The following is a 12905-nucleotide window of genomic DNA, read 5'->3' on the forward strand; positions in this document are numbered from 1 at the left end:
GAAAGGAACTCCTTTTTCTAATGTTTAAAGAAATAAATTTAAGGAATCATTCATCTTTACACAAACTATTTTACAGTCTCAATAAATCACTTTTAGGCTAATATGTATAATATAATTAAATATTTACACATTTTAGGAGAAAAAGATGGCCACATTCGATGAACTAGTTAATCAGATAGATGAAAATTTGGATAAACAGCGTGATAGAGGAACTGCTTTTGAGAAAATGGTTGTTGCTTATCTAAAAAATGAACCAGCTTATAAACAAAAATTTGAAGACGTTTGGATGCTTAATGAAGTGCCTGCTAAATATGAAATTTCTAAGCGTGATACTGGCGTAGATATTGTTGCTAAAGATTATGATGGCAATTTAACTGCTGTTCAAGCTAAGTTTTATAAAGGCAAAGTAAGTAAAGCTGGGATTGATTCTTTTGTCGCTGAAACAGGTAAGACCAAGTATTCAGCCGGGATTTTAGTTTCATCTACTGATGATTGGAATCGTAATGCTAAAGCTGAATTAGAGGATACGACTAAACCGTTTAGTATTATTGGACTTAGCCAGCTTCGTCATGCTCATTTTGATTGGCAAAAGTTTGAATTTGCTAAGGAAAATAAAGACCTTTCTGATAGAAAGCCAAAACAGCTTAGAAATTATCAAACAACTGCTATTGATAATTCACTTAAATATTTTGCTACTCATGATCGTGGTAAGTTGATTATGGCTCCAGGAACAGGTAAGACCTTTACTAGTTTAAAGATAGCTGAAGCGTTGATGCGGAAACAAAAGAAGGATAGTTTTAATGTACTTTACCTTGTGCCAAGTATTCAGCTATTATCACAAACTCTGTTTTCTTGGAATAATGATGTTTCAGATTCTATTCATATGACTTCTTTTTCTGTTGTTTCAGATACTAAAGCTAATAAGAAAAAGAGTAAAGAAGATGATGATTTAGGTGCTAAAGATATAGGATTTGAGCCAACTACTAACGTTCAGGATTTAGTAGATCATTATAAACTTGTAGAAGAACACAAGCTTCCAAGTGATATGAGAGTAGTATTTTCAACTTATCAATCAATTAAGGTTGTTGAAGATGCTCAAAAATTAGGTTATCCAGAATTTGATTTAATCATTGCTGATGAGGCTCATAGAACAACAGGTGCAAAGGCACTTAATGAAGATAGTACATTTACTGAGGTTCATTCGAACACTAATGTAAAAGCTAAATTACGCTTATACCAAACTGCTACGCCTAAGATTTATGATCAAAATGCTAAGAAGAAAGCAAAGGAAAATAGTATTGTTGTTGCCTCAATGGATGATAAATCTATTTATGGTGATGAAATCTTTAGATTAGGTTTTGGGGATGCAGTTGCTCAAGGAATTTTAACTGATTATAAAGTTTCTGTATTGGCTGTAAGTGAAAGCTACGTAAATAAAGATATGCAAAAACTTATGTCTGCAGATAATCAGTTGAAAGTTGATGATATTGGAAAAATTATTGGTGTTTGGAATGCCATGGTAAAGCGTGATGGTATTACTGGTGAAATTACCGGTGCACCAATGAAAAGAGCTATTGCTTTTACTGATACTATTAAACACTCTAAAACTATTTCTAATGAATTTAATCAAGTGGTTAATGACTACTTAGATTCAGATTCTGACGATAATAATATTTCTGAAAATAGCTTTCATGTCGATGTTCACCATGTTGATGGTGGCTTAAATGCCTTAGAAAAAGAAACTCAAATTGACTGGCTAGGTAATGACGATATTGAAGAAAATCGTGCTCGAGTTCTATCTAATGTAAGATTCCTGACTGAAGGAATTGATGTACCTAATTTAGATGCAATAATTTTCTTTAGCCCTAAAAAGTCTCAAGTTGATATTGTTCAAGCAGTTGGGCGAATTATGCGTAGAGCAGATGATAAAGAATATGGTTACATCATCCTTCCAATTGTGGTAGCTAATGGAGTTGATCCTAACATTGCTCTAGATAATGACAAGAAATATAAACAAGTTTGGCAGGTACTTAACGCTCTACGTTCTACTGATGAACGTTTTGATGCTGAAGTTAATACTCTAGATTTGAATAAGAAAAAATCAGGAAGAATTAATTTCATCGGGGTAGATTCCTCTCCTAAAAAGTCCGTAACTGAAGAAGAAGGCAAAGACAACGAGCCAGAAAGTAAACAACTTAGTTTCATCCCTGAAGATTGGATGGAAATGCGTGATGCTTTCTATGGTAAAGTCGTTAAGCATGTTGGTGATAGAAGATATTTAGAAGATTGGTCAAAAGACGTTGCTGATATTGCCACTATGTATGTGCGTAGAATTAAAGATTTGATTAATAGCAATCAAGGCGCAAAATTAGCTTTTAATAAGTTTATTAAGTCTTTACGCTTTAACATTAATGATTCTATTGACCAAGAACAAGCCATTGAAATGTTGGCTCAGCATTTAATTACTGAACCTGTGTTTAATGCTCTATTTAGTAGTTATGACTTTGTGAGAAATAATGCTGTTTCTAAGTCAATGAATGATATTATTTCCGCTTTTAAGGTCTTTGGGTTTGCTAAAGAGCAGGAACAATTAAAACCTTTCTATGATTCAGTAAAATTACGTGCATCTGGAATTGATAATATTCAAGGAAAACAAACCTTTATCATTCAACTTTACAATAGCTTCTTTAAGACTGCTTTTCCTCGAGTAACTGAATCTATGGGTATTGTGTTTACCCCTGTTGAGGTTGTAGATTTTATTGTTCATTCAGTTGATTGGGCTTTGAATAAGTACTTTGGTAAATCTTTAGCAAGTAAGAATGTTCATATCCTCGATCCTTTTACTGGTACTGGGACCTTTATTACTAGAACATTATATTATCTAAAGGAACAAATGGATGAAGGTAAGATTACTTATGATGATATACTACGGAAATACACTCATGAACTTCATGCTAATGAAATTGTTCTTTTAAGCTATTACATTGCTGCAATCAATATTGAAGCCGTTTTTGATGAAATTAATGGACCAGAAAGAGGCTATAAACCATTTGATGGTATAGTCCTAACTGATACATTTGAAAGTACTGAACGTGAAGGTACTCTTGATGATGATATGTTTGGTACGAACAATGAGAGACTAAAGAAACAACAAGAAGTACCAATTACTGCTATTATTTCTAATCCACCTTATTCTGTAGGACAAAAGAATGCTAATGATGATAATCAAAATGTCAGCTATACAAAATTAGAATACCAAATTGAAAAAACTTATGTAAAAGAAAGTAAATCTAATCTGAGTAAAAGTTCTTATGATAGTTATATAAAAGCATTTAGATGGGCTAGTGATCGTATAGGAGAAAAGGGCATTATAGGATTTATTACTAATTCTGGATACTTGGATAAAGGATCACTAGATGGAATGCGTAAAAGTATATATAAAGAATACAATCATATTTATGTTTTTAATTTACGTGGTGCTATCAAAGGTAAAGTGGGGAATTTAGCAAGAGTAGAAGGTCAAAATATTTTTAATATTTTAACAGGAGTAGCTATAACTATTTTGGTTAAAGATAATTCAAGTGTGCATGAATTGTTGTACTGGGATATTGGTGATTATTTATCAAGAAAAGATAAACTAGATAAAATCAAGAGTTCTTTTTCAATAGGCAATATGGATTGGGCTGTGTTGAAGCCTGATCAAAATAATGATTGGATTAATCTAAGAGATCCAAATTATCAAAAATATCCTTCTATTTCAGGTGAAAATAATTCACCATTTTTGTCTAATGCAGTTGGTATTAGTACAAATCGTGATATTTGGGTTTCTGGATTTTCTAAGAGTAAAGTCCTAACTAATTCTAAGCTTATGGTTGATAACTATAATATTGAGGTTACTAAAAATGGTGGACAAGGTCAGAAGTCTACTATGAGGGATAGTACTAAGATTAAGTGGACTCGAGCTCTGGATAATAAATTTAAAAAAGGTGAAAAAATAACTTTTAATTCTGAAAATCTACATTTAGAAATGTATCGTCCGTTTACTAAAAAATGGTTGATGTATGATAAAAATATTGTAGAAATGCCAGGCCAATATTTAACTAAGTGGGGAAAAGAAAATGAAGTTATTTATACTACTGGAAGAGGAATACGTAGATCATTTTCTGCACTTATAATTAATTGCATGCCAAATCTTGATCTAATGGAAAAGGGTCAAGGATTTATAGAATTCAATAATCAGCCTTCAAATGAATTAATACCTAACAGAGATAACATAAATATAGAATTTGCTAAAAAGAATGGGCTGACTAAAGAAGAAGTCATTCCATTTATATATGCTTTATTGAATTCACCAGATTATCAAAAATATTTTGCTAATGATTTGAAGAAAGATTTAGCTCATATACCGCCAGTTTATCCTAAGAAAGACTATATTAAGGTAGGTAAAAAGTTAATAGATCTTCATCTTAATTATGAAACTGTGCCTATGTATGATAAATGTCAAATAATGTATCATGGTGAACCGGACTATAAAGTTAAAAAGATGAAATTTGCTAAAAGGCGTAATGCTGAAGGTAAGCTAGAAAAGGATCGTTCAACAATTATTTTTAATGACAGTATTACTATTGATGCTATCCCTGAAAAGGCTTATCAATATATCATTAATGGAAAGTCTGCTATTGAGTGGATTATGGATCAATATCAAGTAAAAACAGACAAGAAATCCGGTATTACTGATGATCCTAATGATTACAGTGATGATCCAAAATACATCTTCAATTTACTTTTGAGGATCATTAATGTTTCCGTACAGACAGTTGATTTGATTAATCAATTACCACCATTAGCGATTGAAAAGTAAAGGGCATTTAAAGCTTATTTAAAGAAGTAATTTGCTCAAAAGTAACACGTAGAGAAGACAATAATTTGTCTTCTTTATTTTTTTCATCATTAATTTCTTTTCTCAAAGATTCAGCCTTGGAGTTTGAATATTCGCATGCAATTCTCTTAGTGGCTTCAGGATCGGTTATTCGAGTATATTCAAAAGCATCGTTAATCGTTGATTTCATTACTTCAATTAAGGAAGTTGCATCCCATCTAGTGGAATCGAATTGAGTATGAGTTTTTAATAAATATAAATTAAAGATCACAATTAATAGCTTGGTATTCCTAATGTAAGCTACTTGTTTTGATTTATGAATATATTGCTTAAAATCTAATCCATCATCTCCTTTTTCTATTTGTTCAATTAATCTTGAAAATCCTTTTTTGGTTTGAAGAAAATTAGTTAGTTCATTGATTGTTGTAATACGCACATATTGTTTTGTTTGAAAAGAATCGACAAGGTAATTAGTTTTAACTTCTTCTTCAGTTAAATCCAGTAGTGGCAATAGAATATTTCTATCACTGTCGTTTAGCTTGCGCTTGGAGTTAGCCAAAGTTATTAGTTGGTCTACTTTGGTTAATGTTTTATATAGAAAGTTATCATTAGGATGATTTTTTTGGAAAAAATTAGAATATTGATAACTTGTTTCTTTCAAACCATTGAGAATCAACGAATAGTTAATAGTATTGAGATAATTAATTTTAAGTTTCATGAATAATGTCCTTTGCTTATTTACAAAGGACAGGTACCTGTCCCGTTTAGTTATTACTACGAGATCTCAATAGTAATTTTTTCATACAAGTTTTAAATTTTATGATTTATTCAGAATCGTTCAAAATCTAAAGTTTGTTTTGAAATAATCACTGAATTTATTAAAAAACAAAAATAGAGGTACTTAATTTTTACTTTTAAAACGCAAAAATGATATTTTTTCACAAATATTTGATTAGTTAGAATAAGAAATATTCCTACATAGAGTAGATATTTAAATCAAAGTAGAAAAAAACCACCAGTTTTCTGGTGGTTTTTTCAAGTTACTAACAAATTAACAGTTTCAAATTAATCTAAATATGTCAGTTGAAGTTCAGCTGATTTCAAAACATAAATTGTAGTTAACATAGGAGGACTTTAAGATGGTAGAAAATCTTAATTCTAAGTTTAAAAAAGCTAACGCTCAAGTTAAAGGCAGCAGTTTGAGCAGTGAAGGTAACTTCAAGCCAAGTACTTTTGCCCCCGTACATGAATCAAAGACTGCCCCTGTACAGTCACAATTAGACAAGGTATTACCAATGATTATAGGAAGTAGTTACCTTCTGATGGCGGTGGAACAGCAAGAAAGTACAGATCCCAAAACTGGTGAAGTACAGATTGCATCTGTTTACACGTTACGGGTGATTTCACGCAAGGCTAGAGCATTTAGAGATTTAATTCAAATTAAAGTGAAAAATGCTAAGCCTGTTATTAATGAGGAAGAGCTTGACAAGGTACTGTTACAACAAGCTAAGCCAATTATTCTAAGGTTTGAGGATATTGCCCATTACGCCTACATGGGTGGTGAGACGCTAAATGCATCGAAGGCTGAAAGATTAAATGTTAGTGTTCAGGAGGCTATGAATCATGAGTAGTCACTTGGTTCAAATTGATGGTAAGTATCCCTGGGGTGTCAGTCCTCTAGAATTTGGTGTAATTACATTGACTTGGAAGATACTGGTCTTAATTTGGTGGCTTTTTTCTAGTCTGGTTGGTCATGGAAGCTTACTCCTTAGCTTAATAGTAGCCTTTATCCCAGAAGCTGGATTAGCATTGTATGAGTTTTATCGAAACAATAAGTTTGGATGGATTATTACCCCAGTAAACAACACAATGCATACAGCTAGGCTGATCGAAGAAAGAAAACCGTTATATCGGACTATCTTTGGTTATAACAAAATAGTTAGAGCCCCGATCTTCTGTCTTGACACCTGGAAAAATGGAGCTTATCTACTTACGTTTGAACCTCATGGGTGTCCAAATGCTAATGTAGATCTTCTCCCTATTCTTCAGCGTGAGTTGTTAGAATATGAGGTTATCCCAACAGGTAGTATTGCTAAGCAATATATTATCCGAAAACGTAGAAATAGAGGGAGAGTGATCATGAGTGAAGACTTTGATTGACATAGATGATTATCAAATTAATATCAGAGGCTCAACCGGAGTCCTTACAGTTGGTAAGCCAGGCTCGGGGAAGTCGGTGTTAGTGTCATATTTAATGTTAAAGCTAATGTCAGTAGGGGCATATCCCTTGATTTTTGATACCAAGAGGTCAGATTTTTATTCTTTAAAGGATAGCTCTATTAACTCTGATCAGGTTTGTGCAACTCCAAATCAGGTTGCTAAAACGCTTAGAATACTGACAGAATTAATGAATCGGAGATACGAAAATCATCAAGGAAACTGGGGTAATGATTGGGTTGATTATAATTTGAGACCTATTGTTGTAATATTTGACGAATTTTCCGCCACTTTAAGCGAATCAACAAAAGCTACAGCTAATGAAATCATAAGTTATATAAAACAACTGATCTATAAAAGTCGCCAGATGGGCGGCATATACCTTATTTTAGCAAGTCAAAGACTCACAGCAGATGTGCTAGAAAGAAATATTTCTTCTGAATTTTCAACCAGAATAGGGATGCAAAATTTGGATCGAATTAGTTTAAATTTAGCTTTTCCAGGGTGTAACTTGGATGAGATACCAATTGTTGAGAATATACCGGGTCATGGGCTTATTTATGATGATCATTTTAATACAATGATTCCACAACCGTTTATTGCGCCAGATATGAGCAAAGTAAATGTACCTGAAGTAGTAAAAAAACTAAATCAAAAGTTTCAACATAATAATTTTGCACCTGAAGAATATTGGCCATGGTAAAAATAAAAGGTTTTCCGCTAATGGGCTGCAAAAATGGACGGCAGAGCCGTCCAAATGGAAAGCTTTTTGCAGCTTATCCCGCTTAGTAGAACGGGGGTTGTGCAGGTTCAAAAATGAAAGCAATAAAGAACATAAAAATTGATCAAATTCGTTTTACCATTCCAATTAATGAAAGCTTCTTAAAAGATACAGATGAACCAAATGTAATTAAAGCAATTAATAGGTATTTCAAATTTAAATTACTTTTCGATGAACCAGTTATAAAACCAACAGGGAAAAATGGTTATACTAATTCAATACTATGGGGAGCTAGTGAACAAGGTGGACTAATATCGGTAATGTATAATCCAGCTCGTGTTGATATGGGAGTATTAATTGACTTTACTGCGACTGGGAAATATCTTTATGAATCAATTTGCCAGCTTAATGGAATTGACGTTAATTGGCGAAATATTATTACTGTAATCTATCAACGGTTTAAGGGTCACGCAACAAGAATTGACGTTGCTATTGATTTAATTAATTACGGCTATTCTGTAACTTCAATTTATGAGAAGTTGAAATCAGGAGAATATGTATTTATTAATCCCATAAAGCAAAGAATTAACTTTAATCGAATTCAATACATTGGTAGAAGTGATGAAATTAATACCATTTATGTTGGGAGCAGATATTCAGATGCTTATTTGCGAATTTACAATAAAAAGCTTGAGCAGATGAACAAAAAAGGAATCTTTCATTCACTGGCAATTAATTGCAATGATTGGGTAAGAGTTGAAGGCGAGTTCAAAAATAGAGAGTGTCATAACATTGGTGCTATGGTTTCGACATTATCTCAAGATGATATTGAACCGTACTTAGCTAGTTACGTTAATAAGCATTGGAAATTAGTGTTTAATCATGACTAAGAAAAAAGATTACAAACTAACTCCTTTTTGGAAAGAAATTGCTGAAATTGCTAAAACACCTAATTATAAAGGAGAAGAGATAAAAACCAATGGTGATTTTATTTTATACAGGAAGATAATAACATTCTTGTATAGAGGCTCGGCGGGAACGCTCTATGAAATAAAACAAGCATTAGGCGAAGAACAATTAAAATCCTTCTTTGACTACTTGAATTTCTATCTGAGGGATGCTGAAACACCAGGGCATTATTATCCTTCTAAATTGGTTAATAAGCAGATTAGAGAAATAAAGCAAACCAGGGGATTATTTAATTTGAATGACACGTTAAATCAAATTAGCCAAGTTGAGTTTGAAAAACATGGTGATAAGGAAGCAAAGGGGTGGTTACCAAATGAAAGTCCAAGAAAGAAAAAATTGGTTAAATAGAAAAGCTTTAGCAGAAGCTCTAGGGATGAGTGAAACAACTCTTTGGCGAGTTATTAAGTCTAACCAAGCTACTGCTAGAGTAAATAAGCTGAAGAAGTGTCCAACACATAGAAACTATGCAGGAGGACGTAAGTATTACTTAGCAAGTGAAGTTCAAGCTTGGATCGATTACATTGATGATTTTAATTTGAAAGGGAAGTGTTAGTCAGCTTATAATTTAGGAGTACCATATTTAGTGCTCCTTTTTTAATAGGAGAATAAATAAAATGGCAATCTTAAAAATCAAAAAAGGGCAATATGAAGGAAAGTATCGAATCAGAATACAGCCCGTAAATCCTGTTACTGGCAAAAGAGTAGCCATCCCTGTTGAATATGCTGATACACGTAAGGAAGCCAAGGAAAAAGAAAAGGCTATGTGGTTAGAATATAAGGCTAATCTTCATCTAGGCGAAGGGGATGCAATTTTTGCTGATTCATTTCAGAGGTACGTTAATCAACGGGCTAGTTCAATTAGCCCAGTTACCTTGAAGAATTGGCAGGAGTCAGCTAATGCTTTTAAGCAATATTTTGGAAAAGCTAAAGTTAAAGATATTACTACAGCGTTAGTTTCAAGATATGCTCATGACTACGTAGACAAGCACAAAACAACTGTTAGCAAATCTTCCACTATTGCTAAACGTTTAATCCATATGCGTAATTTCTTTAAATCAATTCAAGGTAAAGGAATAGAAGAAAATCCAGTGCCAGAAGCTCCATTGAAAGTGTTCTTTAGACAAAACGAATTTTCAATCTCAAAAGACTGGTACATTTTTACTGATACCCAGTTAAATGAAATTAGAGCTTTAATTGAAAATGATTTAAAGCATAGTTCTGTAATGAATTGGAGTAGCAAACTAGCTATTTTAATTGAGAGTTACACGGGAATGCGTATAGGAGAATTACAGGCTATTAAGTTTAGTAATGTAGTTTTTGAAAATAATGCTTGGACTTTCAAGATTAATGACAGTTGGTCAGATTATATGAGTGATTTTAACGGTAGTTTAAAGGCAAGACCTAAAGGTTATTCTAGGGTATTACCACCTGTACCTGAAGAAGTTATAATATTGCTCAAACGCTACCAGGACAAGCAGTCATTCTTTCTAAAAGAACATGAACTTGATAATCCATTAGACTTAGTTTTTATCAACTTGCATGATTATAAAAGTATATCTAGTAACAGACCAATTAGGCAGAAGAGTATTAATGATATGCTTAAAGAAATTTGCAAAAAGCTAGGAATTGAAGCTAATGGAAAACAGTTAAGTATGTATTCTTTTAGACATACGATGTGTACTAAATTGGCCAATACTCCAGGGATGTCATATCCATGGGCAGCTGAGAAAATGGGACATTCACTCCAAATGTTTATGAATACTTATGTTGGAATCAATCCAGATATAGATAAACAAATGACCCAGTTATTAATAGGATAAAAATAGTTAAATGTGTTGACTAAAAGCACATTTAAACGTAAAGAAAGACTTATAAATGTTGCTGTTATGAGGCTTAAAAGTGTTGAACTAAAAGCTTCTAGTCAGCATAACAGATGTGTTAGACATGGTTTAAAAGCCATGTCTTTTTTGTGCAATAAAAAAGACTCGTAACAGTAATTTGCTACAATTCTTTATATGATTTGGTTTTAGGAATGTTTGCTAAATTTTCCCATTATCAGCTGTTGGTGAGATGGCCAGCCTAGCCTTTTTATTGGTGTATGCCATGGTTAACTTAGGCCACTTGCGCATTGCAGGACAAACTGGGGCCAAGCGCTGGATTTTGATTTGCTCTGTTGTATTAAATCTAGCTTTGTTTGCTTTGTTGTTTATTCAGACAATTCTCAACCACGAAACTTTAACTTGGATTTCAGTAATTGCTTTGTTAATTATTAGTTTTTTAGTTGAACTTGCTTGGCGAAAAAAGAATAAACGCAACCTGCATTGGTTAGGAAAAAAATAGTAATTTATGATACAAAAAGTCGACTTTTGTTCCACTTATTGGGTACAAAAGTCGACTTTTTGTTTTTTTCGTTGTCAAAACAATATCTTTAATATTTTAATTCAGATATACTCTCTTTGATCAAGTTTGAAGTGAGGAAAAATGAATGAAAAAGTTATTGATCGGAAGCGCAGTCTTAGCTGCCTTATTAATTAAAGAAAATATCGCAGTAAATGCGGCAATAGAGCAAAACGAAACAATGCCTAAGATTGCAGTTACTGACAAAAAAGAGAAGCCAAAAGACCAGTCTGATAATAGTTTGGCAGGTCATTATGACCAAGAGACAAATTTTATTACCTGGGAAATAAGGCTGAATCCCAAGAAAGAAAAATATACTGGTGATTTGAAGTTGGAAAATTTAATTCCAGAAGGCTTAGTTCTAGATCCAGATACGATTGAAGTAATTAAGAATGATAATTTTATTCAAAATTCTAGTTTAGTTAAATTGAAGAAAAACAAATTAACAGCTGAATTTCCTGCTAAGAAGTATTCAGAGAGCACAATTTTGATTAAGTATCGAACCAAGGTGGAAGCAGAGCCTAATGAGCCTAATTATCTTCGGGTGAGTCAGTCCTTTACTTTGGGCGATGATCGAGTTCAAGAATACGAGCAAGAAATTAAATACGATCGAAGTAATAAGAATTTTAACATTGAAGCGCCACATAAATCTACGTTTAGAGATGATAATCAAATTTCGTTAATTAAAAAATCTAAAAATAATGAAGAACGCTCTGAAGATTGGCTTAAACGTCTAGCAGAGCTGATTATTAATAAAAAAGAAACTACTTCAGATAAAGGAAGTGAAAAAGTTCAAGGACAGGTCAAAGATCAAAAGCAGCAAGCTTCCCCAGAAAATACAAACCTTTCACGCACTCCAACTGTCAAAGGCTTGACTGGTTTTGATACTAAGGCTAACGAGGTAAAATCCACGGCTAAAATAGATTCTGATTCAGTAAAAACTACTCTAGATAAAGACGAGATTAAGGACAATGCAAGTACTATCTCGCCTAAGTCGCAAAAACACGATACTCATGTCACACTCCCTAAAAGTGACACATCAGAAATTAAGGCAAAATTACCTAAAGCTGGTGAAACTGCCGGTGTTATGCTCAGCGTATTGGGCATAATTTTAATAATTGCAGGGTGGACAGTTCGAACAAAATTCTTAAAATAATCTATATTTGTACTAAAATACGGATTTTCAATAGCCAAAATAGACTCTTTCACGTATTATTGAGATAGATAAACTTGTATCATGAAAGAGAAACAAACATGCCGTACACTATTTCAGAAATTATTGTTTTATTTTTTACTTATTCAGTTATCGGCTGGCTTTGGGAAACCTTTTATTGTTCGATCAAAGACCACCATTATGATTATCGGGGATTTCTGTTTGGTCCTTACTGCCCCGTATATGGGTTCGCCGTTACTACAATTTTAATTTGTACCAAAGACGTGCGAGATAACCTGCTCCTTTTATTTATAGTAGGGACTATCGTTGCCACTATTTTCGAATTTGTGGCTAGTTGGCTATTAGAGACAATCTTTCACATGAAGCTTTGGGATTATTCAAAATTATGGGGTAACATTCAAGGTCGAGTGGCCCCAATGATTTCATTATTTTGGGGCGTTGGTGTAGTTTTATTAGTAAAATTTATTCAGCCAATCATTCAGAAGCTCATTAATAATGAAGAAAAGATAACTCATGGCTGGCTAGCTGTGGGTATTACCATTATTATG

Annotated in this window: 11 protein-coding genes and 1 pseudogene; 11 read left to right on the top strand and 1 reads right to left on the bottom strand. The window is 33.0% G+C overall.

The window, feature by feature from the left end:
• The first annotated feature begins 145 nt into the window (after positions 1–145).
• Positions 146–4861, top strand: a complete 4716-nt coding sequence (locus CP352_RS10110; RefSeq protein WP_098034936.1) for a type ISP restriction/modification enzyme — start codon at positions 146–148, stop codon at positions 4859–4861.
• Between the two features lie 7 nt (positions 4862–4868).
• Here CP352_RS10110 and CP352_RS10115 read toward each other — a convergent pair whose 3' ends face one another.
• Complete coding sequence (locus CP352_RS10115) at positions 4869–5597, bottom strand: hypothetical protein (RefSeq protein ID WP_098034937.1); 729 nt, start codon at positions 5595–5597, stop codon at positions 4869–4871.
• A gap of 421 nt (positions 5598–6018) precedes the next feature.
• On the opposite strand from CP352_RS10115, the gene CP352_RS10120 reads away from it, so the two are divergent.
• The 10 genes and pseudogenes from CP352_RS10120 to CP352_RS10165 all read left to right on the top strand — a co-directional run.
• Complete coding sequence (locus CP352_RS10120; RefSeq protein WP_098034938.1) at positions 6019–6510, top strand: hypothetical protein; 492 nt, start codon at positions 6019–6021, stop codon at positions 6508–6510.
• Positions 6503–7039: a hypothetical protein gene (locus CP352_RS10125; protein ID WP_098034939.1), complete on the top strand. Its 537-nt coding sequence runs from the start codon at positions 6503–6505 to the stop codon at positions 7037–7039. Before CP352_RS10120 ends, CP352_RS10125 begins: the two co-directional genes overlap by 8 nt.
• A complete protein-coding gene (locus CP352_RS10130) occupies positions 7023–7799 on the top strand; it encodes an ATP-binding protein (protein WP_098034940.1) in 777 nt (258 codons plus the stop codon). Before CP352_RS10125 ends, CP352_RS10130 begins: the two co-directional genes overlap by 17 nt.
• A gap of 113 nt (positions 7800–7912) precedes the next feature.
• On the top strand, positions 7913–8707 hold the full coding sequence (locus CP352_RS10135) for a replication initiation factor domain-containing protein (protein ID WP_065990951.1): 795 nt from the start codon (positions 7913–7915) through the stop codon (positions 8705–8707).
• Entirely contained in the window at positions 8700–9134 is a 435-nt protein-coding gene (locus CP352_RS10140; RefSeq protein ID WP_065990953.1) for a hypothetical protein, read from the top strand. Before CP352_RS10135 ends, CP352_RS10140 begins: the two co-directional genes overlap by 8 nt.
• Positions 9100–9339 carry an AlpA family transcriptional regulator gene (locus CP352_RS10145; protein ID WP_065990955.1) on the top strand — a complete coding sequence of 80 codons (240 nt, stop codon included), beginning with the start codon at positions 9100–9102 and terminating at the stop codon, positions 9337–9339. Before CP352_RS10140 ends, CP352_RS10145 begins: the two co-directional genes overlap by 35 nt.
• Positions 9340–9400: 61 nt before the next feature.
• Positions 9401–10606, top strand: coding sequence for a site-specific integrase (locus CP352_RS10150; protein ID WP_098034941.1), 1206 nt, complete (start codon positions 9401–9403; stop codon positions 10604–10606).
• Between the two features lie 283 nt (positions 10607–10889).
• Complete coding sequence (locus CP352_RS10155) at positions 10890–11126, top strand: hypothetical protein (RefSeq protein ID WP_057727028.1); 237 nt, start codon at positions 10890–10892, stop codon at positions 11124–11126.
• A 145-nt stretch (positions 11127–11271) separates the two neighbouring features.
• A complete protein-coding gene (locus CP352_RS10160; RefSeq protein WP_098034942.1) occupies positions 11272–12339 on the top strand; it encodes a peptidase in 1068 nt (355 codons plus the stop codon).
• A gap of 98 nt (positions 12340–12437) precedes the next feature.
• Positions 12438–12905, top strand: a pseudogene (locus tag CP352_RS10165) (putative ABC transporter permease); the annotation flags it as partial.

Origin of the sequence: Lactobacillus sp. UMNPBX1 (assembly GCF_002554085.1) — a bacterium.
Lineage (GTDB): Bacteria > Bacillota > Bacilli > Lactobacillales > Lactobacillaceae > Lactobacillus > Lactobacillus crispatus.